This window comes from Okeania sp. SIO2B3 (assembly GCF_010672525.1).
In the GTDB taxonomy this organism is placed as follows: Bacteria; Cyanobacteriota; Cyanobacteriia; order Cyanobacteriales; family Microcoleaceae; genus Okeania.
On sequence record NZ_JAAHGH010000002.1, the window covers coordinates 364608 to 391049 of the forward strand.

Here is a 26442-nt window from a genome sequence, read left to right on the forward strand (position 1 = left end):
TATAGTATCAGAAAAAAATTAATTATTTAGATGTAACTCAACTCCAGAATTGTCAGCATTCAGCCATCAGCTATCAGCTAGCCTCCTATGGTCGGAACTTTGTTAACAGCTATGAGTTGTTAGCTCATTATCAGCTCAAAATAGGAATTAGTCTCCCAGGAGAGTTAAAACTTATAAAAAAAATGTCTTCAGCTAACCTTAGTAATTTCTTGAATATGTTCAAAAGCTGAATGCTGAATGCTGAATGTTGAATGCTGAATGCTGAATGCTTACCCAGAATTAGGCAACAGGAATCAGGGTTTAATTTTTTTATCTATTGAGTAATGACTGAAAAATTATTCAAGATGACTATATATACTGGGTACAATTTTCTGATTTTATTTACCAGTTTTTCAGCCAAATATATAGTGATTTCAGTTGAGATTGAGACAAGGGTTTCTTGCTTTGAAATAGTTTCAGCTGAAAAAGTGTTTCATTCTTATTTTAAATGACTATAGTATCAGAAAAAAATTAATTATTTAGATGTAACTCAACTCCAGAATTGTCAGCATTCAGCCATCAGCTATCAGCTAGCCTCCTATGGTCGGAACTTTGTTAACAGCTATGAGTTGTTAGCTCATTATCAACTCAAAATAGGAATTAGTCTCCCAGGAGAGTTAAAACTTATAAAAAAAATGTCTTCAGCTAACCTTAGTAATTTCTTGAATATGTTCAAAAGCTGAATGCTGAATGCTAAATGTTGAATGCTGAATGCTGAATGCTTACCCAGAATTAGGCAACAGGAATCAGGGTTGAAATTTTTTTATCTATTGAGTAATAACTGAAATAATGAATATACATTGCTAAGGTCAAGGTTAGTTTTTTTTCCAATACTTTGAATTCTCTTGAAATCTCTCAATACTAATTCCTGCTATAAAGGCAATGAATTAATAGCTGATAGCTGAATTATGATAGCTGAATGCTTAACAATATAGGTAACTAAATAATTGAAAAAAACTGTTGTACTGCATCTCAAATAAATCTGTAATTTTTTAAAATTATCAAAATAATATGGGTCGCGCCACCCCACCTTTTAAGGCGATAGGGTTTTTGGATAGTTGCTCAAATTCCCTACTTCTCCTCCACGGTCGGGGTTAGGGGTAGGTTAACTTCTGACTTCGTTAACACCTCCTTAGAAATAGCTGCTGGAAACTTTAAAAAGAAATTATCAAACTGATAAGAACTAAACTTAACAATAACCACCAAATAGTATTTCTTTGAAGCCAAAATTTGACAGTTCCAAACCAACTAATATGATTAAAATTAGTAGGAGGTACTAGGGGTTCAGATTGGTCGTGATAAAGAGTACAATTTTTAGCATAGGGGCGTTGAGGAAAATTACAGGTATCATCAAAATGGTAGGTACAGCTATTACACAAATATTCTTCTGTTTGAGTGTGATAAATAGGAATTCCTGGATGACCAAAAGCTTTAAGAGAAACTCCACAATGGGGACAAGCGATCGCCTGACTATCAATTGGTTGATGACAACGAGGACAATTTGACATTTTGATTATGCTAGATATGTTAAATTTAACGACTTTTTTCATCTACAGTTTAAATTTGTAGCTTAATTCTAAGTTTGTTGCTCCTTTATACCTAAAATATGGAAATAGGAAAAAAATATGAATAATACTGAAAATCTACTTAAACAACTTTTAATGATAGGCATTGGTACAACTTCCTTAGTGGCCGAAAAAATACAGGAAGTCACTAACCAATGGGTTAAAGATGGTACTATCAACCCAGACCAAGCTAAAACTTTTGTTGATGATATTATGCAGCAACTTAGGTCAGAGCAAGGAAACTGGGAAACTCAGATGCAGCGACAAATGCGGAATGTCATGCAGGATATAGGTGTTCCTCGTCAATCGGAATTGGACGAACTCCGGGGTCGTTTGGACCGTTTGGAGCGTCAGATCCGAGATTTAGAAAATCGCAATTGGCGATAGATGAAGTCAGAAGTCAGAAGTCAGAAGTTAGAAGTTAGATGCTTGCTGTGATTAAATTTGAGAGACGTGAGAATTTCCTAACTTCCCTGACGACTGTTATGTCATTTAACAATATCTGGAATCTTAGTTAAAGTTAAACTTTCATATTAATTTTTGGTTTTTGACTTAATTATATGGAAGATTGATTTTAGTATCAAATATTATAGTTATTAATTTTTCAGTAGTTATGTTCTGTTTTGTCTGTTTGATTTTTTTTCAAAAATACAAATTAGAGAAAATGGGAGGTTGTTTAGAGTGTTTATAAAGTCAGCTGCGAGATTGGAAAAATTACAACTGACGCTAGTGTAGCTGCAAAATATAGTGGTTATAATTTAAACTTCAACACTGAGAATTTTTGACTTTTAACTTAAATTAGGAGGATTAATTTTGCGAGGAATTATTATTAGTCTGGCAGTAGTAATATTCTGTGGTTTAGTTTTGATTGTTGCTCAAATCACAGGTTCGGAAAAAGGAGCAGTTGCTTCTCAAAATACACCAGGTACTATAAATTCTACTGAAGTTCAAGAACAAGTGGCAGAAAATATTATGACTGAAAATAACGGAGAAACTATTACTACTGAATCTGGTCTTCAGTATGTGGTCTTGAAAGAAGGAGATGGCGCTACTCCTAAAAAAGGTCAAACAGTTGTGGTTCACTATACTGGAACTTTAGAGGATGGTTCTAAGTTTGATAGTTCTCGCGATCGCAATCAACCTTTCCAATTTCCAGTTGGTGTAGGTCGAGTTATTAAAGGTTGGGATGAAGGGGTAGCGAGTATGAAAGTTGGTGAACGTCGTAAGTTTATTATTCCACCGGAATTAGGGTATGGCGCTAGTGGTGCTGGTGGGGTTATACCTCCTAATGCTACTCTGATTTTTGATGTGGAATTATTGAGAATTGCTGGATAAATTCAGCATTAAGAATTCAGCAATTATAATTATTAAAAGGGGATAGAGACTTGTTCTCTGTTCCCTTTTATATATTCTTTAATTCCTAAAAATTATATGTCAAATCTCACAGTTAAAGACTTAGAAATATTGCAAGGTACTCTTGATAAATTAGATTTAGATTATCAATTAGAATTAGACGAAGGAAAAATATTAGTCATGGGTCCGTCAGATATTATTTCTAGTGAAGTTGGTGTTCAGTTAATTAGGTTATTAGGTAATTGGGTTTACCCACGTCGTCTCGGACGTTTGTTTGATTCTAGTGGTGCTTTTATTCTTCCAGATGCTAATTTAAAAGTTCCTGATGTTTCTTTTGTTCGTGCCCAACGTTTGAAAAAAAGTGTTCGTTATTTTGGGGAGTTGGTGCCAGATTTAGTAGTAGAAATTAAGTCTCAAAGCGATAGAATTAAACCTTTAAAAAAGAAAATAAAGAAGTATTTAGAATTGGGAGCGGAAGTAGGAATATTGATAGATCCTGACAAGGAAATAGTTATAGTTTATCGTCCTAATGGTGAAGAAATTAAGTTGGAAAATGGAGATATTTTGACTATTCCTGAATTATTTGGTGAGTGGGAATTATCTATTGTTGAACTTTGGCCTCCTGTGTTTGATTAGTAAGCATTTCCTGCGGACTGCTGCGCAAACAGCAATCAGTATTCAGCTATCAGCTTTTTTTTACGAATTAAGTCATAATTTGTTTAAAAACACTTAATATACTAATCCTAAATAATTTGTGATAAAAACATAAAATATTACAACCTATTTAGTATTGCTATCTTAACTGAATAGTTACTTATTTATCCTATAAATGATATCAAATGTATCAATAATAATTTTTTCTTTCAAGATAATAGTTAGTAATTATAATCTAGTTGATAACACAGTTCTGATCTAGAAGGCAAGCTAAAAACTAATGGTTGAATACTAATACTTATATTAAATCCGCATAATTACTACACCTAAGTCATTGCGACGGTCACTGCGTGGAAGGAAGCAATCTCAGAGGTTTAGGAGATTGCTTCCTATTGTCGCAATGACGATTGTTCAAGTTTATTTGTTGTAAATGTACTCCTGAAGAAATTTCTCAGAGAAAGATCGATCCAAGAATAGTAATTCCTTTGTGTGGGATAGTATTACTTGATGAAATTGATGTTTTAAAGTTAAAAGATTTTAATGAAGAAGTAGATGATAATTTTGCAGTATTAGTAGAAAGAGCGATCCCTCTCTAATATTTCATCCTTAAAATATCAACAATTTAACTGGAAAGCTAATAACTGGAAAGCTAATAACTGGAAAGCTAATAACTGATAACTGAAAAGGAGATCGCCCTCAAAACTATACTATCTTTAGTTGAATAAAAAGTCATGCGTATAGGCAAGCAGCCCCCTATATTACTTACTTTATCATAAAAATTGCGAGGATAGAACTGAAAATCTTTTGACACGGCGTTTTTTTTAGAGCTTCAGAGAATGAAAAACTTTGTGGTTTTCAACGCTAGGGGAGATGAATCGAAAGATTTAATCAGAGAGAAACAACCATTTATAGAAGCTTCACAAGATGAAAATATTTTTTATATTGCTCCTGGGAATAATTCCTCAATATTTGATTGTCTTTGACCATGGAAATTAAGTTGAATAAAAAGTCATGCGTATAGGCGAGCAACCACCAATAGCTTTTATGATATCAGAATTTTTGTGAGGCAGCAACCGAAAATCCTTTGACGCGCGTTTTTTCAGGAGCTTCATAGAATGAAAGTGTTGGTAATTTTCCACCATAGGAGGGATGGATGGAAAAATTTGATGATGGGAAAAAATGTATTGAGCGATCGCTATATAGATGACTGCCGAAAGCTGATTATAGGAGCTTCACAAGATGAAAATATCCATACCATTACTCTTGGGAACATTCTTAAATATTGAAAAATCTCTATAGAATAGACTAGGAAATTAAGTTGAATAAAAAGTCATGCGTATAGACGAGCAACCCCTTATAGATTTTATGATATCAGAGTTTTTGTGAGGAGGCAACGGAAAATCCTTTGACCCGCCGATTTTTTTAGAGCTTCAGAGAATGAAAGAGTTGGTAATTTTCCACGCTAGGAGGGATGGATAGAAAAATTTGATGATGGGAAAAATGGATTGAGCGATCGCTGATTGATGATTGCCGAAAGCTGATGATAGGAGCTTCACAAGATGAAAATATCTATAGCATTACTATTGGGAAAATTCTGAAATATTGAAAAGTCTCTATAGACTGGGAAATTTAGTTGAATAAAAAGTCATGCGTATAGGCGAACAACCCCTTATAGCTTTTATGATATCAGAATTTTTGTGAGGCAGCAACCGAAAATCCTTTGACGCGGCGTTTTTTTCAGGAGCTTCATAGAATGAAAATGTTTGTACCTTTCCACGCTAGGAGGTATAGATAAAAAAGAGCGATCGCTTTGTAAGATTCACACTTTTTATTTGACGCGCAGAATTTTTTTTGAGCTTCAGAGAATGAAAATATTGGTGGTTTTTCACGCTAGCAGAGATGGATAGAAAGACTTGATGAGGGAAAAACAATCATTTATGGTAGCTTCACAAGATGAAAGTATTTCTGATATTGCTCCTGGGAAATTTCCTGAATATTCTATTGTCTCTGACCATGGAAATTACGTTGAATAAAAAGTCATGCGTATAGGCGAACAACCCATTATATTTTTTATGATATCACAAAAATTGTGGGGATGGAACCGAAAATCCTTTGAGGCGCGATTTTTTAGGAGCTTCATAGAATGAATACTTTGGTAATTTTCCACGCTTGGAGGGAGGGAGGGATGGAAAAATTTGATGATGGAAAAAATGTATTGAGCGATCGCTATACAGATGACTGCCGAAAGCTGATTATAGGAGCTTCACAAGATGAAAATATCCATACCATTACTCTTGGGAACATTCTTAAATATTGAAAAATCTCTATAGAGTAGACTGGGAATTTTAATTGAATAAAAAGTCATGCGTATAGACGAGCAACCCATTATAGCTTTTATGATATCAGAATTTTTGTGAGGCAGCAACCGAAAATCCTTTGAGGCGCCGATTTTTTTGTGAGCTTCAGAGAATGAAAATGTTTGTACCTTTCCACTGAGGAGCTACTAGATAAAAAAGAGCGATCGCTTTCTAAGATTCACACTTTTTATTTGACGCGCCGAATTTTTTGTAAGCTTCAGAGAATGAAAATATTGGTTGTTTTTCAATGAGGAGAGATGGATGGAAATATTTGATGAGGGAAAGACAATCATTTATGGGAGCTTCACAAGATGAAAATATTTCTGATATTGCTCCTGGGAAAATTCCTAAATATTCGATTGTCTCTGAGCAAGGAAATTCAGTTGAATAAAAAGTCATGCGTATATACGAGCGACCCCTTATATCTTTTATATTATCACAAAAATTGTGGCGATGGAACCGAAAATCCTTTGGCGCGCCGATTTTTTTTTGAGCTTCACAAGATGAAGATATTGGTGCTTTTCCACTGAGTAGGGATGAATGAAAAGATTTAATCACGGAAAAACAACCGTTTTTGGGAGCTTCACACGATGAAATTATTTCTGGTATTGCTCCTGAGACTGATAACTGATAACTGATAACTGATTTATCTGTTCCCTGTTCCCTGTTCCCTGTTCCCTCTTATTGCCAAATTTCTAAACTTAGTAAACTGGGGGTCAAACAATAACTTAACGGTACCAGTTGGCCCATTCCGATGCTTAGTAATAATCACCTCAGCAATACCCTGATCTGGAGTATCTGGGGAATAATACTCATCCCGATAAAGCATAATAACTAAATCCGCATCTTGTTCAATAGAGTTATGAACAACAATCTCATTCGCCACAAAATTATGTAAACCAGGCACAGTTAAGTCAAAAACCTCCGCCTCACCATCTGGTCTTATTTCCACAATTTCATCCCAGTTAACATCAATTTGAGTAGGTTTTTCCCACTCCCGACACTTAACTACAGACCCTAAATTTCCACCATATTTTGGCCCAAAATCTACTTGAGACAAGAATTGCCCACAATACAATATTGAATATTTAAGCATTTTTTGGTTCAAAATAGCAAGAGAATCCCCAATATTCAGAGTATTTAACTGTTTCCAACCCCCCATGGAAAAGAAAGGATGATTAGCCGTAGCCCTAATCAATTTTCCTGAAGAAGTTTGCAAAAGAAAGATAGGTTTAACCCCAGTAGAAAATACTCGACTAACCATAGCCGACTCAAATTTCCCAGTATTTTCATTCAATGCCAAAACAGAAAAATTAGATTTACCAACCAGACAAGAAATAGGATTTTTTTTACCATCAGCTAAATAAATTAAAGTATCCCCAGTCAAACAACCAGACTCTCTTAAGTCAGACATCATCGGTCTTTTATTAGTTCGAGACTCCACACTTCTACTAAGTTGAGATAAAGCAATAATCGGCACGGAAAGTTCTCGCGCCAAACCCTTCAAATTCCTAGTAATTCTTGCCAACTCCAAAACTCGATTATCAGTATTACTCCCCTCCATTAACTGTAAATAATCTAATAAAATTAATCCTAACGCCCCACCTTGTTCGCTTTGAAGTTGTCTAGTTTTTGAACGAATTTCATTAACAGTAATATTAGGAGTATCATCAATAAAAATTGGCATCTCAGCAAGAGTACCAATAGCGGAAGTTAGAGGTTCCCATTCATTCTGACTAATTCGCCCAGAACGTAATCTATTACTTTCAATTCTTGCCTCACTTGCTAATAATCTTAAGACCAATTGTTCCTTAGACATTTCTAGACTAAAAATTGCTACTGGTAATTTGAGATTAGATGCAATACTATGACCAATATTTACAGCAAAGCTGGTGTTATGAAGGCAAATATCATTAGCTACAAAATTATGAGTTTCTGGTATGGTCAAATCGTATACTTGTTTTTCTCCTACTGGTTCTATAGAAACAATTGCATCCCAGTAAATATCGCTATTTTCTAATTGTTCGACTAATAAATTTCCTTCTCTGACTAAATTTAATCTGTAGGAGGGAAAATCTAGATTGTCTGGTGGAAAATTTCTCATATCTGTCAGAAGGTTTTTCCCACAGAAAGTATCAGTAGTAGTGAAGTTATCGAAATTTTTCTCAGTCTTTCCTTTTCTATTTTTGCTCTTTTCCGAAAGAATGATAGATTCGGCAAATTTTTCCATCACATCAACAATTTCATTCCAGAAAATCTGAGTATTTTTTAGTTGCTCAACCCAGAAATTCTCCTGTCTGACTAAATTTAATCTGTAAGAGTGGAAATCTAGATTTATAGATGGAAAATTTTTCACATCTGTCAGAAGGTTTTTCCCTCCGAAAGTATCAGTAGTAGTGAAATTATCGAAATTTTCCTCGGTCTTGACTTTTCCATTTCTACCTTCTACTGATAGACATTTAGATTCGGCAAATTTTGCCATCATATCAACAATTTCATTCCAGAAAATCTGAGTATTTTTTAGTTGCTCAATCCAGAAATTCTCCTTTGTGACTAAATTTAATCTGCTGGAGGAGAAATCTAGATTGTCTGGTGGAAAATTTCCCATATCTGCCCCTAAATTTTTCCCTCCGAAAGTATCAGTAGTAATGAAATTATCGAAATTTTCCTCGGTCTTGACTTTTCCATTTCTACCCTCTGCCCTAAGACATCTATATTTGGCAAACTTTTCTATCACATCAACACTTTCATTCCAGAAAATCTGAGTATTTTCTAATTCCTCAATCCAGAAATTATCCTGTCTGACTAAATTTAATCTGTAAGAGTGGAAATATAGATTTATAGATGGAAAATTTCCTATATCTGCCCCTAAATTTTTCTCACCGAAAGTATCAGTAGTAGTTAAATTATCGAAATTTTCCTCGGTCTTGACTTTTCCATTTCTACCCTCTGCCCTAAGACATCTATATTTGGCAAACTTTTCTATCACATCAACACTTTCATTCCAGAAAATCTGAGTATTTTCTAATTCCTCAATCCAGAAATTATCCTGTCTGACTAAATTTAATCTGTAGGAGGGGAAATATAGATTTATAGATGGAAAATTTTTCATATCTGCCCCTAAATTTTTCTCACCGAAAGTATCAGTAGTAGTGAAGTTATCGAAATTTTTCTCGGTCTTGACTTTTCCATTTTTATCCTCTGCCTCAAGACATCTAGATTCGGCAAACTTTTGCATCTCAGAAATCATTTCATTACCGAAAATGTTCCAATTTTTTAGTTTTTCAACTAAGGCATTTTCGTTTCTGAGTAAATCCAAACTTTCTGATGGAACATTACCAATATTTGTCAGAAAATTTTGTCGAAATAAGGCATCAGTAGTAGTTAAATACTCGGAATTTTGCTCGGTCTTTCCTTTTCTATTTTTGCTCTGTGCCGAAAGGATGATAGATTCAGTAAACTTTTCCATCACAACAAGAACTTTATCCCAGAAAATCTGAGTATTTTCTAATTCCTCAACCCAGAAATTCTCCTGTCTGACTAAATTGAATCTGCTAGAAGATAAATCTAAATTTATAGATGGAAAATTACCAATATCTACCACCAAATTTTTGAGGGATACTTTATCTGTAATAGTTAAATGCCACAAATTTTTATTCGTCTTTCCTTTCCTACTTTTACCTTCTTCAATCTTTTCAATAGCAGCAACAATTCCAAATCTGAGCAAAAGATGTTGTACTTGCCTAACCAACTTTTCACTCACCACAGAATAACCTAAACATACTGCCCCAGTTTCACATATTTTTACCCATCCATCCAGGGAAAATAAATATCTAATAAATAAAGCTAATTGTGACTTTTCTAATTTAAAGACAATAGGAACAAGACAGAAATTATCAGAATCAATCAGAGAAGCAAACTGATTTTCTGGAATAGTTTCATCGCCAAAAATATCTAATCGACGGGGTACAGCTATTTTTTCTCCTACCTGTAATTTTGCCAAAGGTTTCCAACCATCAACCGTTAGAAAAGGATGAGTAATTGTCGTCTCTACAAATCTTCCTGATTTTGTTCTTACTCTAAAAACTGGCTTAATTCCATCATCAATAAAAGCAGAAGGTTTAGTAATCTGAAACTTCCAATTTTTGTCTAAAGTTAATAACTCCGTTTCTTGCCTTTGATAAACATCTGCCAAAGTAATTAAACTGCCATCTTTTTGCAAAACTAAAGTATCATAAGCAGCACATTTTCCCATTGATGGACGACCAGCTACAATAATTAAATCCGAACGTTGAAAACCTCCAGTCATTGCATCCAAATCGTAAAAACCACAAGCAAGACCAGGTAAAGCAATTCCCTCATTTCTATCTTCAATCTCCTGAAAAGTATTGATTAAAGTTTCAGAAATAGGAACTAAATCTTGTTGTGGTTTATCCTGAGTCAGAGCAAATATTTTTTGTTCAGCTTGGTCAAGAATAGTTTTTAATTCAGTAGCTGTTTGAAACCCTAAATCAAAAATTTCATTTCCCGCTTGAATTAATTTTCTGCGGATATATTTATCAACAACTAAAACAGCATATTGGTCAATATTAACCGCCGAAACAGTTCGTTCTAATAGTTGAACTATTTTTACTTGCCCGCCAATTTTTTCTAATTGATTATTATCAGTAAGCCAACTGGTAACAGTCATTAAATCTGTAGGTTTGCCCTGATTATAAAGTTGCCACATAGCTTTATAAAGAATTTGATGAGCTTCAATGGCAAAAAACTCTGGGCGTAACAATTCTGTGACTCGATTAATAGCTTCTGGGTCAAGGAGAATACCACCTAAAATAGCTTCTTCCGCTTCAATATTTTGGGGAGGTAGGCGATCGCTAGGCATCTGTGATTTACCGACAATTCTTTTAAATTTATTTTAATAGGGAATAGGGGATAGGGAGTAGGGAGTAGAGTTTAAATTACTCTGGTAGAAAAATCCATACTCTATCCAATTTTTTAATATTATTCTCGAGGATAATACTATCTAAAATAGCTTCTTCTGCTTCAATATTTTGAGTTGGGGAGGTAGGCGATCGCTAGGCATCTGTGATTTACCGACAATTCTTTTAAATTTATTTTAATAGGGAATAGGGGATAGGGAGTAGGGAGTAGAGTCTAAATTACTCTGGTAGAAAAATCCATACTCTATCCAATTTTTTAATATTATTCTCGAGGATAATACTATCTAAAATAGCTTCTTCTGCTTCAATATTTTGAGTTGGGGAGGTAGGCGATCGCTAGACATCTATGATTTACCTACTATTATTTAAAATTTATTTGAATAGGGAATAGGGAGTAGGAAATAGAGTGTAAATTACTCTGGTAGAAAAATCCATACTCTATCCAATTGTTGAATATTAAAGTCGAGGATAATACTACCTAAAATAGCTTCTTCCACTTCAATATTTTGGGTTGGGGAGGTAGGCGATCGCTAGACATTTGTGATTTACCTACAATTATTTAAAATTTATTTGAATAGGGAGTAGAGTTTAAACTACTCTGGTAGAAAAATCCATACTCTATCCAATTTTTTAATATTAAAGTCGAGGATAATACTACCTAAAATAGCTTCTTCCACTTCAATATTTTGGGTTGGGGAGGTAGGCGATCGCTAGACATCTATGATTTACCTACAATTATTTAAGATTTTTTTGAATAGGGAGTAGGAAATAGAGAGTAGGGAGTAGAGGTTAAATTGCCCTAGTAGAAAAATCTTTACTCTATCAAGTTACTGAATATTAAAGGTCAAAAGTTAAAGACTGTTGATCAAAGGGTACTTAGGCATTTTTGAGGTATGAAATCTAGATTGAGTGTGGTACTAGAGTATTTCTTTGTGTAATCCCTAATTTCTTTTTAACTTTTAACTTTTGACTTTTAACTTTTGACTTTAATTAACTACCTACTACTTGAATCTCTACTTCAGCAGTTACTTCTGGATGAAGTTTAATTTGAGCTTTGTAGAATCCAACTTTGCTAATTTCTGGTAAAGTAACGCCACGTCTATCAATTTCTTGACCAGTATTTTCCTTAATTACATCCACTAATTCTCTATCAGTAACGGTACCAAAAATTGCATCATTTTCACCAACTTGTTTGGCAATTTTAAAGCGACCAACTGTTTCCAAAGCTGTCTTTTGAGCTTCTGCTGCTTGCTTCAATTCTATTTGTCTTTGTCGCTCTTGTTCTCTACGACGTTCTACCTGTTTAAGAATACCTGGAGTAGTACGAAAAGCAATTTTCTGAGGAATCAAATAGTTACGAGCATAACCAGGAGCTACTTCTACCACATCTCCTGATATTCCCAATTTTTTGACATCTTGATTCAAGACTACCTGCAATTTTTTGGCCATGATTTTAATTTTAAAGTTTTCACTGCAAACTTTAATTATATAGCAAATTATATAGCAGTTCTCATAAGTCGTGAGGTACACAATTCTTTTTCTTAGGGAATAGGGAACTAGAAAAGAAATAAAGATAGATATACCTCCATTGCTTGAGAAAGCCTATATCGTAATTAAAAAAAACAACAAGAGATGATTTACAAAATCCATGGATTAATTTAAGCTAAGGTCTTAGCTGATAGTAACTAGGGAAAATAACTATAATTAAAAATTAAGTCCTAGTTATTCTGTAAGCATTCAGCGGTCAGCTATCAACTATTCCTACGGAATGCTTACGTTATTCTTACTGAATCATAAAATTTTCAGTCTGAATCAAGCTAAAAATTATCATATTTATTCAGGTCAAAATGAAACCAAAATTCCTCAAAATTATTTTAGGGACAATCCTGACCAGCTTATTAATAGTTTTTACTTCCTGTCAACAGGTTCCTACCGATCAAATTATTACTATTAGGAGTGCTTACAATACTGGTTGGGTAGAAGAGTTATTTCAAACCGAAGTTGTGAATATAGGTTTAGAAAAATTAGGCTACAAGGTCGAAAAACCTAAACAAATTGATTATCCTGCACTTTATATTTCCATAGCCAATGGAGATTTAGACTATAGTGTTGTTTACTACCAACCACAACACAAGAAATTCTTTGAAAATGCTGGTGGTTCAGAAAAGTTAGAAGGAGTTGGAAATTTAACTCCTAATGGAAATAGTGGATATCAAATCGATAAAAAAACCGCTGATAAATATAACATTACTAACATTGAACAATTAAAAGATTCAGAAATAGCCAAGCTTTTTGACTCAGATAAGGATGGTAAAGCAAATTTAGTTGGTTGTAATCCTGGTTGGGCTTGTGAACTGACTATAGAACATCATCTTCAAGCTTATGAATTAGAGGATACTGTAGAACATAATAGAGGCCAATATACAATCCTTCTGGCAGATGCTGTTACTCGTTATCAAAAAGGCGAACCTATTATTTATTATGCCTATAATCCTCACTGGATATCTGCAGTTTTAAAACCAGGAGAAGATGTAGTTTGGTTAGAAGTTCCTTTTACTTCTTTACCAGAACCTATGGAAAATCTGACTGAAAAAGATACATCAGTAGATGGTAAAAATTTTGGCCTTCCGAAAGTATATCAGAGTATTGTTGCTAATAAAAAATTCCTAGAAAATAATCCAGTTGCTAAAAAATGGTTTGAATTAGTTGAGATTTCAGTTGCTGATATGAATGAGGAAAGTTTGCGTATAAAAGAGGGTGAAAACCAAGAAGAAGATATTTGGCGTCATGCCCAAGAGTGGGTGGAAAATAATCAGGAAAAATATGATAGTTGGCTGGAAATAGCAAGAAAAAGTACAAATTAAGTTTCTCGTTTTTTAAGTAAGAAAGGAAATAAAGAAAAAGACATAAATAATAATTTGTCGCTGTAACTTTAGGATTAGATGATACTGTATCAAACTATCAGATTTCAATCCTTTAAAGTATTCCTAACTGTTATATATTTACTCCTTTTGAACTCTCTTAATAATTATTTTAAAAACAACCTCTAAAATATTTAACCTGATACTTTTTAGAGAGAGTTTCTCATCTTAAGCATTCCGGTCTCGGGAGGGCATTATCATTTATTTTGTGCATATTCAGTTGTTCAAAACCGAAAACTGTATCTAAGGATACTCAACACTGGATATCTACAGTCTGAAAACCAGGAGAAGATGTAGTCTGGTTATTAGTAGATGGAAAAAATCTAGGCTTTTCTGGAAGTAAACAGCAGATAGTAGCTAACAAAAAATTCCTAGAAGCTAACTCAGTTGCCAAACGGTGGTTTGAATTAGTCCAAATTCCGGCGTTGCACAGCGACGAATGATTTTGGATTTTTGATGAACAGGATTTTGGATTTGAGAATTGCTAAAATAAATAATTATATTAGGTTTTTTTAATCAAAGTCTAAACTAATTTTTGGCAATATCATTCCATAATGTGCAACCCCAAAATTCCAGTTGCAGATATAAATGCTGAAAGTTTACGCATCAAAAATGGAGAAGATAAACTTGAAGATATTTTGCGTCATGCTCAAGAATGGGTAAAAAATAATCAGCAAAAATATGATAGTTGGCTGGAAATAGCAAGACAAGAAGCTAGTTAAGGAGGAAAAATTTTAAGAATCTTTCAGCACTTGCAAAGCTTTTCATTTCAGTAAACTACAAAATTATTTTGGGTTAGGGAGTAGGCAGTAGGAAAATAATTTGGCTACTGTAGTCTATCTATTTGAAAACTGCTATAAATGGATTTTAATAGTCATAAAAAAACTAAGGTTAAATTGAAAATTATTCAAGTCTTACATCTAGAAATTATTTCAGATTTTGATAGTTCCAGGTCTTCAATTTTTCAATTGATTTGCTGCTTCATTCTACCCCATAAATCAGAAAACTCAAATATAGCGTTTTTATCTTAAATTTAGAGACTAAGTGCTATTAAAAAGGAAATAGGTAATAGGGAATAGTCAAGGAGGTAAAACAGGATTAAATAGTAGTAAACACAAGGATATCAGGTACTCAATCGAGGTTTTTTTTACCTCAATCTAGATTTACATATAGAAGAAGGAAGAAGCAAAAAGCAAGAAGGAAAAATCTGGCGTTGTCTGAGTTTTAAGCTTTTAATATGCCTTAATCTTTGCTTCGACTGCTATATCAAATAAAAACACTATATTTATCTTGTGTTTTTCTAGTAATTTGTAGATATCGCGATTATCATATTAATGAATATAATATTTTTCTCTTTATTTTTATTCCGATATCCGGTGTTTCCTAAAAATACAAAATTTTTGTATCTTAACCAAGAGGGAAAATTGCTATAAACTAATTATGAATATTTGAATCAAAATATAGTGCCTCTTGTCTATTCTCAAATTTCTATAAATCTTTAGTGCCGAGAGTAGTAAAATACTATTGATACTATTTATGAAAAATTTTTCAATCAAACCACAATGAAACAAAAATATCTCAAAACTGTTTTAGGAACAATCCTCACCAGCTTATTAATAATTTTTACTTCCTGCCAAAAAGTTTCTGATTCTGAAACAGTTACTATTCGGAGTGCTAATAGTACCTGGATACAAGAGTTATTTCAAACCGAAGTAGTAAATATAGGTTTAGAAAAACTCGGCTATAAAATTGAAAGACCAAAACAAATTGAATATCCAGCAATTTATATTTCTCTTGCCAATGGAGATTTAGAATATAGCACTGTTTACTATGAACCACAACACAATGAATTCTTTGAAAATGCTGGTGGTTCAGAAAAGTTAGAGAAAGTTGGAAAATTAACTCCTGATGGAATACAAAGGTATGAAATAGACAAAAAAACAGCCGATAAATATAACATTAATAACCTTCAACAATTAAAAGATCCAGAAATAGCTAAACTTTTTGATTCTGATGGAGATGGTAAAGCAAATTTAGTTGGTTGTAATCCTGGTTGGTCTTGTGAAGTAGTTATCAATCATCATCTTAAAGCTTATGAATTAGAAGATACTGTAGAACATAATCAAGGACAATATGAAATTCTCTTGGCAGACGCAATGACTCGTTATCAGGAAGGAAAGCCAATTCTTTATTATGCTTACGAACCTCATTGGATATCGACAGTTTTAAAACCAAATGAAGATGTAGTTTCACTAGAAGTTCCTTTCACTTCCTTGCCAGCATCGATGGGAAATTTAAGTGAAAAAGATACATCACCAAATGGAAAAAATCTTGGCTTTCCCCTGCTTCAACAACGTATAGTAGCTAATCAAAAATTCCTAGAATCAAACCCAGTTGCCAAAAGATGGTTTGAGTTAGTTGAAATTCCAATTGTAGATATGAATGCTGAAAGTTTGCGCATCAAAGAGGGTGAAGATACACCAGAAGATATTCTGCGTCATGCTCAAGAATGGGTAAAAAATAATCAACAAAAGTATGATGGTTGGTTAGAAATAGCAACAAAAGTTCAGGAAGAATAAAGACACTAAAAAGGCTTTCAGTACTTCAATGAATCTGAAAAGCCATAAATTAAAGCTGAGAGTATAGCAATTTCATTTGAGTTGTGTAAAAAATATCGCTTTTAGTTAGTAAGTAAGCATTTCCTCCGGAATTCTTACGTTAGTAAATTAAGAGGCATTGTAGGATTTTTGAATATTAGTAAATTGCCAAATCTTGTGGGTGCATCTCATTTGAAAATGCTATAAACTCAAAGTATTAATACCATTTATTTATTAAGCTACATTTAATATTAAATACGATAATCATCGATGAAATTAAAAGTAAGCATTTCTTGCGGAATGCTGCGCAAACAGCCTGCAAAAGTTGTTAAAGTCTATTCCCTCCTTAAAAGCAGAGTCTTATTGCTGATAGCTGAATGCTTACCTATAAATTTATCAATCAATCAAATTAAAATTAAACAAAAATATCTCAAAATTATTTTAGGAACTATCCTGAGCAGCTTATTAATAATTTTCACTTCCTGTCAAAAATATCCTCCTGAAATAGTTAGCATTCATAGCGCTCATAGTAACTGGATAGAAGAGTTATTTCAAACTAATATTGTCAATATAGGTCTAGAAAAACTCGGCTACAAAATCGAAAAACCTAAAGAAATTGGATACCCCGCTATTTATATTTCTGTTGCTAATGGAGATTTAGATTATAGCACCGTTTACTATCAACCAGGAAATAATCATTTCTTTGAAAATGCTGGTGGTGAAGAAAAATTAGAAGGAGTCGGAATTTTAACTCCCAATGGAATTCAAGGATATCAAATTGATAAAAAAACTGCCGATAAATATAATATTACTAACATTCAAAAATTAAAAGATTTAGAAATTGCCAAGCTTTTTGACTCCGATGGAGATGGCAAAGCAAATTTAGTAGGTTGTAATCCTGGTTGGTCTTGTGAATTAATCATCAACCATCAACTTCAAGTTTATGAACTGCAAGATACAGTTTAACAAAATCTAGGTGAATATACAATTCTTCTTACAGATGCTATTACTCGCTACCGACAAGGAAAACCTATTATTTATTTTGCTTATAATCCTCATTGGATATCTTCAATTTTAAAACTAGGAGAAGATGTAGTTTGGTTAGAAGTTCCGTTCACTTCTTTTCCAGAATCTATGAAAAATATGAGTGAAAAAGATAGATCAGCAGATGGAAAAAATTTGGGCTTTCCCGTACTTCAACAGCGTATTTTTGCGAATAAAAAATTCTTAAAATCAAACCCGGTTGCTAAATGATGGTTTGAATTAGTCAAAATATCAATTGCAGATATGAATGCTGAAAGTTTACGCATCAAAGAGGGTGAATACCAACCAGAAGATATTCTGCGCCATGGTCAGGAATGGGTAAAAAATAATCAATAAGAATATGATAGTTGGTTGGAAATAGCGATAAAAGCTGCTAATTAAAGTAGCTATAGACAATTAGCGTTCGGCTTTTCAATAGTAAGTGTTGGAGAGATTTTATTCCGGCTAAATCGTATTTTATAGCAGTTTTTATTTGGGTAAATCGCAGTAGATATTTTCCATGGAATGTACCTACTATGTTTTGTTTTTGATGATGTGGTTTATCGATCGCTAAAAGCGCTGTAAATGATTTTATTCAAAATAAAAAATAATGCTATATCTATTACTTCAGTTATTAGTTAGTCTGTAATATTTTGAGAGATTATTAGCATGGAATATTAGATATATTCGTCCTGATTTTCCTACTCTATTATCTCAATAAATCCAATAGATAATATTTCAATTATCACAATTCATACCTGATTACTATATTATTAAAAATTAACTCAAAAAGTACCATATATGAATGTAAGCATTTAGCTATTAGGAGTCAGCTATCAGCAATCATTAATGAATAATTACTTCTAAGATTTAGTCCGGAAACTTTGGCAGTAACTTTTTATTATTTCTCAATTTCAAAGCTTACTTTTACCTTTCTCAAAATTAATAGCTGATAGCTAATAGCTGACGGCTGAATGCTTACATATGAATTCTTTATTCAATCTCAAGAAAATGAAACAAAAATCACTAAAAATTATCTTAGGAACTATCCTCACAAGCCTATTAATAATTTTCACTTCCTGTCAAAAAACTCCCAATTTTCAAACAGTGAGTATTCGGAGTGCCCATAGTAACTGGATAGAAGAGTCATTCCAAACTAATATTGTTAATATAGGTCTAGAAAAACTCGGCTATAAGGTGGAAAAGCCTAAGATAATTGATTACCAAGCACTTTATATTTCTGTAGGTAATGGAGACTTAGACTATAGCGTTATTTATTACTTACCAGGACATGAAAAATTCTTTGAAAATGCTGGTGGAGAAGAAAAATTAGAAGGAGTTGGAAATTTAACTCCTAATGGAAATAGTGGATATCAAATCGATAAAAAAACCGCCGATAAATATAACATTACTAACATTGAACAATTAAAAGATCCAGAAATTGCCAAACTTTTTGACTCCGATGGAGATGGTAAAGCCAACTTAGTAGGTTGCAATCCTGGTTGGTTTTGTGAATTAATTATAGACAATCAAATTGAAGCTTACGGATTAAAAGATACTGTTGAGCATAATCGAGGCCAATATACAATTTTATTAGCAGATGCCATTACTCGCTATCAACAAGGAAAATCTATTATTTATTATGGTTATAATCCCCACTGGATATATACAGTTTTAACACCAGGGGAAGATGCAATTTGGTTAGAAGTTCCTTTTACATCCTTACCAAAATCTATGGGAAATTTGACTGAAAAAGATACATCTCTAGATGGAAAAAATCTAGGTTTTCCCTTACTGCAACAGCATATTGTGGCTAATAAAAAATTCTTAGAAGCAAACCCAGTTGCGGGAAAATGGTTTGAATTAGTACAAATTCCAGTGGCAGATATGAATGTTGAAAGTTTACGTATTAAAGAGGGTGAAGACAAACCAGAAGATATTATGCGTCATGGTCAAGAGTGGATAAATAATAATCAACAAAAGTATGATAGCTGGTTAGAAACAGCGATAAAAGCTGCTAATTAAGAAGAAAGAATTTTGCTGATTTTTCAAGAATTAAATGAATTTGAAAAATCAGAAAAAAGGATGAGACAAATTTTCACATTTTCAGGTCTCAGTTAATTCATAAATAAGTAGGGTTTGCTGAAAAAGTCTTTTTGCTCTTTGTAGTAGTCAGTAATCAGGAGAAATGGGAATGAGCAAGGAAGTCCAAAGAAGATATCGTCCCTTAATTTTTCTTCCCTTATCTTCCCAAAATACTAACTTTCTGAACCTTTTGAGCCTAAAACTTTGCACTTTTTTCGACATAAAAAGGCTAAAACCTTGATCTGTAAATGTTTTTAGATTTAATCAGCAAACCCTAAGTATAAATAAGATAAAAAAATCAGGAATTAAATGGATTAAAAAAATCAGAAAAAGTATGATAGGAATTTATAAAACTCTATAAATTTGGAATAAATCAAGTCCTAAGCTACCAGATATTAAATATATTTAAATCAATTAAACTAAAATGAAACAAAAATATCTCAAAATTATTTTAGGAAGCATCTTAACAAGCTTATTAATTGTTTTCACTTCTTGTCAAAAAACTCCTCCTGGAATAGTTACTATTCGTAGTGCCAATAGTACCTGGATACAAGAATTATTTCAAACCGAAATAGTAAATATAGGTTTAGAAAAACTCGGCTACAAAATCGAAAAACCTAAAGAAATTGACTATCCTGCGATTTACATTTCTCTTGCCAATGAAGATTTAGAATATAGCACTGTTTACTATGAGCCACAACACAATGAATTCTTTGAAAATGCTGGTGGAGAAAAAAAATTAGAGGGAGTGGGAATTTTAACTCCCAATGGCATCCAAGGATATCAAATTGATAAAAAAACAGCCGATAAATATAACATTACGAACATTGAACAATTAAAAAATCCAGAAATAGCCAAACTTTTTGATTCTGATGGAGATGGCAAAGCAAATTTAGTTGGTTGTAATCCTGGTTGGCGTTGTGAGCTGACGATAGACTATCATCTTCAAGCTTATGAATTAGAAGATACAGTAGAACATAATCAAGGACAATATGAAATTCTCTTGGCAGATGCAATGACTCGTTATGAGCAAGGAAAACCAATTATTTATTATGCCTACGAACCTCATTGGATATCTACGCAATTAAAACCAAATAAAGATGTAGTTTGGTTAGAAGTTCCTTTCACCTCCTTACCAAAATCTATGGAAAATTTCAGTGAAGAAGATACATCCCTAGATGGAAAAAATTTTGGCTTTAGGATAATTCAACAGCGTATAGTAGCTAATAAAAAATTCTTAAAAAATAATCCAGTTGCTAAACGATGGTTTGAATTAGTAGAAATTCCAGTTGCCGATATGAATGAGGAAAGTTTACGTATTAAAGAGGGAGAAGACCAACCAGAAGATATTCTCCGTCATGCCCAAGAGTGGATAAAAAATAATCAAGAAAAATATGATAATTGGTTAGAAACAGCGAGAAAATCTGCTAATTAAGAATAAATAATGCTGCTGACTTTTCAAAACTTCAATGGATTTGAAAATTCATAAAAAAGGCTGATACCAAATTGATAAATGTTTGCTACAAATAGTTAGGCTATTTATTAGGATTCAGGAGTCAGGAGTCCTATGGGAATGGCTTAAATGCCAGTTTTTAGGGCGTAAATTATCTTTTTTGTCAAAGGGACAGCTCCTGTAAAGTATTTTTATCGCTCTTACTATTCGTAACATTCTTTTTGAAAATTGGTATGAGACTAATTTTCACATTTTTAGGTATCAGCTAATTCATAAATAAGTATAAATAAGGTAAAAAACATAACTTCAATGGATTTGAAAATTTATAAAAACTAGGAAAAAAAGTTGAAAGACCAAAACAAATTGAATATCCAGCAATTTATATTTCTCTTGCCAATGGAGACCTAGACTATAGTGTTGTTTACTATCAACCAGGGCACAATTAATTCTTTGAAAATGTTGGTGGTGAAAAAAATTTATAGAAAGTAGGAAGATTAACTCCTGATAGAATCCAAAGAAATGAAATTGACAAAAAAACAGCCGATAAATATCAGATTACTAACATTGAACAATTAAAAAATCCAGAAATAGCCAAACTTTTTGATTCCGATGGAGATGGCAAAGCAAATTTAGTAGGTTGTAATTCTGGTTGGTCTTGTGTATTAATTATAGATAATCAACTTAAAGCTTATAAATTGCAAGATACAGTAGAGCAGAATCAAGGCCAATATACAATTCTTCTAGCAGATGCTATTACTCGCTATAAACAAGGACAATCTATCAGAGAATGTTGAAAGAGCTCAAGTCGCTATAATTTTTAATTTAGCAGTGAGATGAATTTCAACCAGTAAATTAATTTCGCAGTCTCTAAACAAACTTTGTGTTAGGATTAAATAATATTTATAAATAAGTTAAATCACCAAATTGATTACTTTAACTTACCAGTACAAGCTGAAACCAACTCATCATCAAGAGGCAGAAATTAATCAGATTATTGATGTCTGTAAAAGTGTATATAACTACGCTTTAAAAGAGCGTAAAGATTGGTTAAGTTCAAGAAAGTCACCAATTAATAGTTGTTCCATTATTTCTGAATATATTATCCCTGCTGATACCCCTTACCCTAATTACAATTATCAGGCCAAAAACCTAACAACAGCCAAGAAAACTAATCCTAAGTTAAAATCAGTTTCGGCTAAGAGCCGACATGAAAATGCTCAAGTTTTACAACAAACTTTAAAACAATTAGACAGGGCATTTTCTGAAATGAAATCCCTGGGTAAAGGCTTCCCTAGATTTAAGAAAAAGATGAGAAGCTTTGTCTTTCCTGCCATGCTAAAAAATTGTTTAGATTGCGGTAAATTTAAGTTGCCTCAACTGGGGTGGATTAAAATTAGACAAAGTAGACCAATACCAGAAGGAATGGTAGCTAAACAAGCTAGGATAGTAAAAAAAGCTAGTGGTTATTATCTGATGGTTAGTTTTGCTTCATCAGAGTCAGTGCCCGATAATCTAGTAGGTAAAAAATCATTAGGTATAGATGCAGGGATAGAAAGTTTTGTAGCTACTTCTACAGGAAAATTAATCAAAGCCCCTAAGTTTTTATTAGGTCAACTACAGTAGGGGCGAATGGCCATTCGCCCCTACAATTGCTGCAAAGAAGGTTGAAATATAAAAATAAGGGGTCGAGTAATTGGTCAAAACTCCAGAATAGAATAGCTAGATTGCATGAGAAAATCACTAATACAAGACGTGATTGGCATTTCAAAGTAGCTCATCAACTTTGTGATTTAGCAGATAATATTTTTGTTGAAGACATTAACTTTAAATCTTGGTCTAAAGGTATTGTTAGAAAACAATCTTTAGATTCTGGAATTGGTCAGTTTATCAATGAAATCTTACCTTATGTTTGTTGGAAACGAGGTAAATATTATGCCAAAGTTGACAAGAATTATACATCTCAAGAATGTCCGTTGTGTGGTCATATACAGAAGAAGAAACTTTCTGATAGAGAACATAATTGTAGCAACTGTGGTTATCAATTGAATCGTGATGTAGCTGCTGCACCCACCCCCATCCCCTCCCGGGAGGGGAGCAAGAGGGGTGGGTGAGGATTAATAGCCGTGGGGCACACGGTTAAATAAAAGCGCACCGCCTGCGCTGAGGTTCCCTCAGCGTAAAGACGGAGCAAGAAAGCTTGTGGAGATGGTCTGACGGGGGTGCAAATTAACTTGTTTGATTTGTTATCTAGTTAAGAATCTGTGATACAAGAATCTCCCATTATAATCTCTGATTTAACGGGCGATTGTCAAAACGTTCTATATATGTAGTAGCGCGTCAAGCTGAAAATGATGTATTAAATTTTTGAGTATAATTATTGCTATGACTAAGGTTTGGAGAATTTTCCTAAAACACTATTTCAAGCTTGACGCGCCAGTAGTATTGAAACCTCAAAAATCTCTAAATGATGATTAACTAAACTAGAATAGAGTATTCCTCTGTCCCTCTGCAAATATAAAAAAAACCCAAGAATAAATAGTCAATGTCTAGGCCAGAATCTAATCCTTCCCCAGAACAACCAGAAAAAATCCATTTACCTCGCACCAGCGAGTCAGAAACCCTCAAAAAAATTCGTCATACCACATCCCATGTCATGGCAATGGCCGTACAAAAGCTATTTCCCAAGGCACAAGTAACAATCGGCCCCTGGATTGAAAATGGCTTCTACTACGACTTTGATACCCCAGAACCATTTACAGAAGCTGACCTAAAAGCCATCAAAAAAGAGATGGTCAAAATCATTAAACGGGATTTACCCGTAATTAGAGAAGAAGTCAGTCGAGAAGAAGCTAAAAGTCGAATTGAAGCAATTAAAGAACCTTACAAATTAGAAATTCTTGAAGATTTAGAAGACCCAATTACTATCTATCATCTCGGTGAAGAATGGTGGGATTTATGTGCTGGCCCTCATATTGAAAGTACAAAGCAACTTAATCCCAAAGCAATTGATTTAGAAACTGTTGCTGGTGCTTATTGGCGTGGAGATGAAACCAAAGCCCAATTACAACGTATCTATGGTACTGCTTGGGAAACTCCAGAACAACTAGCCGAATATAAAAGACGTAAAGAAGAAGCTTTCAAAAGAAACCATCGTAAGCTAGGTAAAGAATTAGGACTATTTATTTTTTCCGACCTTGTTGGACCGGGATTACCTCTTTGGACTCCCAAAGGCACAATGTTAAAGAATTCACTGAAAGACTTTCTCCAACAAGAACAACAGAAACGGGGTTATTTACCTGTAGATACTCCCCATATTGCCAGAGTCGATTTATTCAAAACTTCCGGACATTGGCAAAAGTATAAAGAGGATATGTTCCCGATGATGGCTGAGGATGAACAAGCAGAAGCTATGGAACAGGGTTTTGTTGTAAAACCAATGAACTGTCCATTCCATATCCAAATCTATAAAAATGAATTACGTTCTTATCGAGAGTTGCCAATACGACTTGCTGAGTTTGGCACTGTTTACCGCCATGAAAAGTCTGGGGAATTAGGTGGTTTAACTAGAGTCCGGGGTTTCACTCAAGATGATTCTCACTTGTTTGTAACACCCGAACAACTTGATGCCGAGTTTCTCAGTGTGGTAGACTTAACTCTATTTGTCTTTAAAAATCTACAACTAAAGAATTTTAAGGCTAGATTAAGTTTCCGAGACCCTAACTTAGATAAGTATATTGGTTCTGATGAGGCTTGGGAAAAAGCTGAAGGTGCTATTCGTCGGGCTGTGGAAACTTTGGGTATGGAACATTTTGAGGGTATTGGTGAAGCGGCATTCTATGGTCCAAAGTTAGATTTTATTTTCCAGGATGCTTTGGAGCGAGAATGGCAGTTGGGTACTGTACAGGTAGACTATAATTTGCCCGAACGGTTTGATTTGGAATATGTGGCAGAAGATGGGACCAGAAAACGCCCAGTGATGATTCACCGGGCACCTTTTGGTTCCCTGGAAAGGTTGATTGGGATTTTGATTGAGGAATATGCAGGAGATTTTCCTTTGTGGTTAGCTCCTACCCAAACTAGACTTTTGCCTGTTAATTCTGAATTTTTGCCCTTTGCTCAAGAGGTTGCTGCTCAAATGTGTCAAGTAGGTATTCGTGCTGAAGTGGATATTAGTAATGAACGTTTGGGTAAGTTGATTAGAAATGCTGAGAAGGCCAAAATTCCTGTAATGGCTGTAGTTGGAGCTAAGGAAGTTGAGTCAAATAGTCTAAGTATTAGGACTCGCGCTGCTGGAGAATTAGGTTCTATACCTGTGCCAGAGGTAATTCAGAAGATGACTGAGGCGATCGCTAACTATGAAAATTTCTAGAAGGTATCTGATAGAAGCCTTATAGTATCTTGTCAAAGGTAGGGGTTTTTGGCAAAGAAGTCAGGAGTCAGAAGTTAGAAGTTAGGAGGCACTGAGGGAAGAGAATTGAGTAAAGATTTGGCAATGACGCTGAGGGTGGAACATTTTTTTATACCGAACCCGAGCGGATTTTATATTTTACCGAAAAAATTGGTCTAAAGTCTCGCCCATAAGCGGGCGACTTTTTGATTGATTAAGCAGGAAGACATGAGCTTATAGAACCCATTTGATAGCTATATAATTATGGTAGTCAAGTGTTTTCGCGCATCAATTTTGAGGAAAAATCAGCTATAAGGAGTGTTTTTTGTATTATTTCTCCCCACATCTTCCCTTTTCCCTCTTCCCTCTTACCTTCTGTCTCCAGTATAGCTGTCTCCTGTCTCCTATCTCCTACCCTCACCCATAAGACTTCCATAAGCAAACCCTAAGTATTTATACCCGCTTTCTGATAAATTGAGAGCGGGTTTATTTATTTGACTTGTTATTTGATAAGCTCTTGATAGTATTTAAAAGTTTTAAATTTAAGAATTTATGAATGGCCATAAATTAATAATGACTAATTCCAATTTCCACCATTAAACTATGCCAAATTGAATTTGATCGTCTATCTGTACAAAGTAAAACTTTTCTTTGAAGACCACTAAGAAGTCTAGATCGAGTTATACTTTGCAGGGATCATAAATATAGATGATTGACCCATAAGTTATTAGCTGTAAGTAATTACACTGGTAGCTGATAGCTCAAAGTGATAGTATTCTCTTTCAAAAGTTAAATCAGATTGTTATATTATTGATAGGTATATTACCTTCTTTATATTTAGAGCCAAGGTCGGCGATAATCTGACATATTTTGTTTGCGAAAGGCGCTAGAACATGAAAGCATCTAATTTAAAGGAACTATATGAGACCAAAAGGTTTCAACATAATAAAGTTAAAGATAAATAATGATTAATATCTTAAAGGTTCCTCTAAGAGGGGATGTGTTTTTCGCTTTTTTATGCTTGGAAAGTGCGAAAACGCAAATCACCAGATGTCGCTGTCCAATGGC

Annotated in this window: 20 protein-coding genes and 1 pseudogene; 18 read left to right on the top strand and 3 right to left on the bottom strand. The window is 33.8% G+C overall.

Annotated elements, in window-relative coordinates; genetic code table 11:
• Positions 1-1193: 1193 nt before the first annotated feature.
• A complete protein-coding gene (locus F6K15_RS02660) occupies positions 1194-1547 on the bottom strand; it encodes a zinc ribbon domain-containing protein (RefSeq protein WP_293056699.1) in 354 nt (117 codons plus the stop codon).
• Between the two features lie 117 nt (positions 1548-1664).
• Between F6K15_RS02660 and F6K15_RS02665 the strand changes: the two genes are divergently transcribed.
• From F6K15_RS02665 to F6K15_RS02700, 8 genes are all read left to right on the top strand, one after another.
• Positions 1665-1991, top strand: coding sequence for a phasin family protein (locus tag F6K15_RS02665; protein ID WP_202223014.1), 327 nt, complete (start codon positions 1665-1667; stop codon positions 1989-1991).
• Between the two features lie 426 nt (positions 1992-2417).
• Entirely contained in the window at positions 2418-2939 is a 522-nt protein-coding gene (locus F6K15_RS02670; protein ID WP_293056735.1) for an FKBP-type peptidyl-prolyl cis-trans isomerase, read from the top strand.
• Between the two features lie 96 nt (positions 2940-3035).
• The gene (locus tag F6K15_RS02675; protein ID WP_293056736.1) at positions 3036-3593 is read left to right on the top strand and encodes a Uma2 family endonuclease; all 558 of its coding nucleotides are present in this window, start codon (positions 3036-3038) and stop codon (positions 3591-3593) included.
• A gap of 425 nt (positions 3594-4018) precedes the next feature.
• Positions 4019-4207, top strand: a complete 189-nt coding sequence (locus F6K15_RS02680; protein ID WP_293056737.1) for a hypothetical protein — start codon at positions 4019-4021, stop codon at positions 4205-4207.
• Between the two features lie 240 nt (positions 4208-4447).
• On the top strand, positions 4448-4594 hold the full coding sequence (locus tag F6K15_RS02685) for a hypothetical protein (protein ID WP_293056738.1): 147 nt from the start codon (positions 4448-4450) through the stop codon (positions 4592-4594).
• 132 nt (positions 4595-4726) lie between these two features.
• Positions 4727-4897 (top strand): hypothetical protein, encoded by a 171-nt coding sequence (locus F6K15_RS02690; RefSeq protein ID WP_293056739.1) that lies wholly within the window; start codon positions 4727-4729, stop codon positions 4895-4897.
• 857 nt (positions 4898-5754) lie between these two features.
• Entirely contained in the window at positions 5755-5928 is a 174-nt protein-coding gene (locus tag F6K15_RS02695; RefSeq protein WP_293056740.1) for a hypothetical protein, read from the top strand.
• Between the two features lie 287 nt (positions 5929-6215).
• A complete protein-coding gene (locus tag F6K15_RS02700; RefSeq protein WP_293056741.1) occupies positions 6216-6359 on the top strand; it encodes a hypothetical protein in 144 nt (47 codons plus the stop codon).
• A 255-nt stretch (positions 6360-6614) separates the two neighbouring features.
• Here F6K15_RS02700 and dnaB read toward each other — a convergent pair whose 3' ends face one another.
• Both dnaB and rplI read right to left on the bottom strand, forming a co-directional pair.
• On the bottom strand, positions 6615-10850 hold the full coding sequence (gene dnaB, locus F6K15_RS02705) for a replicative DNA helicase (protein ID WP_293056742.1): 4236 nt from the start codon (positions 10848-10850) through the stop codon (positions 6615-6617).
• A 1048-nt stretch (positions 10851-11898) separates the two neighbouring features.
• On the bottom strand, positions 11899-12357 hold the full coding sequence (gene rplI / locus F6K15_RS02710) for a 50S ribosomal protein L9 (protein ID WP_293056743.1): 459 nt from the start codon (positions 12355-12357) through the stop codon (positions 11899-11901).
• Positions 12358-12755: 398 nt separating this feature from the next.
• Here rplI and proX (F6K15_RS02715) point away from each other — a divergent pair, with 398 nt between their 5' ends.
• The 10 genes and pseudogenes from proX (F6K15_RS02715) to thrS all read left to right on the top strand — a co-directional run bounded on the left by proX (F6K15_RS02715) (position 12756) and on the right by thrS (position 25356).
• Entirely contained in the window at positions 12756-13772 is a 1017-nt protein-coding gene (gene proX / locus F6K15_RS02715) for a glycine betaine/L-proline ABC transporter substrate-binding protein ProX (protein ID WP_293056744.1), read from the top strand.
• Between the two features lie 611 nt (positions 13773-14383).
• Positions 14384-14551 carry a hypothetical protein gene (locus F6K15_RS02720; RefSeq protein ID WP_293056745.1) on the top strand — a complete coding sequence of 56 codons (168 nt, stop codon included), beginning with the start codon at positions 14384-14386 and terminating at the stop codon, positions 14549-14551.
• Positions 14552-15391: 840 nt separating this feature from the next.
• On the top strand, positions 15392-16408 hold the full coding sequence (proX, locus tag F6K15_RS02725) for a glycine betaine/L-proline ABC transporter substrate-binding protein ProX (RefSeq protein WP_293056746.1): 1017 nt from the start codon (positions 15392-15394) through the stop codon (positions 16406-16408).
• 381 nt (positions 16409-16789) lie between these two features.
• Positions 16790-17680: pseudogene (gene proX, locus F6K15_RS02730) on the top strand (glycine betaine/L-proline ABC transporter substrate-binding protein ProX).
• 780 nt (positions 17681-18460) lie between these two features.
• Positions 18461-19474, top strand: a complete 1014-nt coding sequence (gene proX, locus F6K15_RS02735; protein WP_293056747.1) for a glycine betaine/L-proline ABC transporter substrate-binding protein ProX — start codon at positions 18461-18463, stop codon at positions 19472-19474.
• Between the two features lie 484 nt (positions 19475-19958).
• Positions 19959-20969: a glycine betaine/L-proline ABC transporter substrate-binding protein ProX gene (proX, locus tag F6K15_RS02740; protein ID WP_293056748.1), complete on the top strand. Its 1011-nt coding sequence runs from the start codon at positions 19959-19961 to the stop codon at positions 20967-20969.
• A gap of 542 nt (positions 20970-21511) precedes the next feature.
• Entirely contained in the window at positions 21512-21781 is a 270-nt protein-coding gene (locus F6K15_RS02745; RefSeq protein WP_293057141.1) for a glycine betaine ABC transporter substrate-binding protein, read from the top strand.
• Positions 21782-21911: 130 nt separating this feature from the next.
• Entirely contained in the window at positions 21912-22610 is a 699-nt protein-coding gene (locus tag F6K15_RS02750) for a transposase (protein ID WP_293056749.1), read from the top strand.
• Positions 22611-22651: 41 nt separating this feature from the next.
• On the top strand, positions 22652-23098 hold the full coding sequence (locus F6K15_RS02755) for a transposase (RefSeq protein WP_293056750.1): 447 nt from the start codon (positions 22652-22654) through the stop codon (positions 23096-23098).
• Between the two features lie 431 nt (positions 23099-23529).
• The gene (gene thrS / locus F6K15_RS02760) at positions 23530-25356 is read left to right on the top strand and encodes a threonine--tRNA ligase (RefSeq protein WP_293056751.1); all 1827 of its coding nucleotides are present in this window, start codon (positions 23530-23532) and stop codon (positions 25354-25356) included.
• The last annotated feature ends 1086 nt before the right edge of the window (positions 25357-26442 follow it).

Excerpts from the sequence above, each read along its gene's own strand:
- F6K15_RS02660 (WP_293056699.1), bottom strand. The coding sequence starts at position 1,547 with ATGTCAAATTGTCCTCGTTGTCATCAACCAATTGATAGTCAGGCGATC.
- F6K15_RS02665 (WP_202223014.1), top strand. The coding sequence starts at position 1,665 with ATGAATAATACTGAAAATCTACTTAAACAACTTTTAATGATAGGCATT.
- F6K15_RS02675 (WP_293056736.1), top strand. The coding sequence starts at position 3,036 with ATGTCAAATCTCACAGTTAAAGACTTAGAAATATTGCAAGGTACTCTT.
- F6K15_RS02685 (WP_293056738.1), top strand. The coding sequence starts at position 4,448 with ATGAAAAACTTTGTGGTTTTCAACGCTAGGGGAGATGAATCGAAAGAT.
- F6K15_RS02690 (WP_293056739.1), top strand. The coding sequence starts at position 4,727 with ATGAAAGTGTTGGTAATTTTCCACCATAGGAGGGATGGATGGAAAAAT.
- F6K15_RS02695 (WP_293056740.1), top strand. The coding sequence starts at position 5,755 with ATGAATACTTTGGTAATTTTCCACGCTTGGAGGGAGGGAGGGATGGAA.
- F6K15_RS02700 (WP_293056741.1), top strand. The coding sequence starts at position 6,216 with ATGAGGAGAGATGGATGGAAATATTTGATGAGGGAAAGACAATCATTT.
- dnaB (WP_293056742.1), bottom strand. The coding sequence starts at position 10,850 with ATGCCTAGCGATCGCCTACCTCCCCAAAATATTGAAGCGGAAGAAGCT.
- rplI (WP_293056743.1), bottom strand. The coding sequence starts at position 12,357 with ATGGCCAAAAAATTGCAGGTAGTCTTGAATCAAGATGTCAAAAAATTG.
- proX (WP_293056744.1), top strand. The coding sequence starts at position 12,756 with ATGAAACCAAAATTCCTCAAAATTATTTTAGGGACAATCCTGACCAGC.
- F6K15_RS02720 (WP_293056745.1), top strand. The coding sequence starts at position 14,384 with ATGTGCAACCCCAAAATTCCAGTTGCAGATATAAATGCTGAAAGTTTA.
- proX (WP_293056746.1), top strand. The coding sequence starts at position 15,392 with ATGAAACAAAAATATCTCAAAACTGTTTTAGGAACAATCCTCACCAGC.
- proX (WP_293056747.1), top strand. The coding sequence starts at position 18,461 with ATGAAACAAAAATCACTAAAAATTATCTTAGGAACTATCCTCACAAGC.
- proX (WP_293056748.1), top strand. The coding sequence starts at position 19,959 with ATGAAACAAAAATATCTCAAAATTATTTTAGGAAGCATCTTAACAAGC.
- thrS (WP_293056751.1), top strand. The coding sequence starts at position 23,530 with ATGTCTAGGCCAGAATCTAATCCTTCCCCAGAACAACCAGAAAAAATC.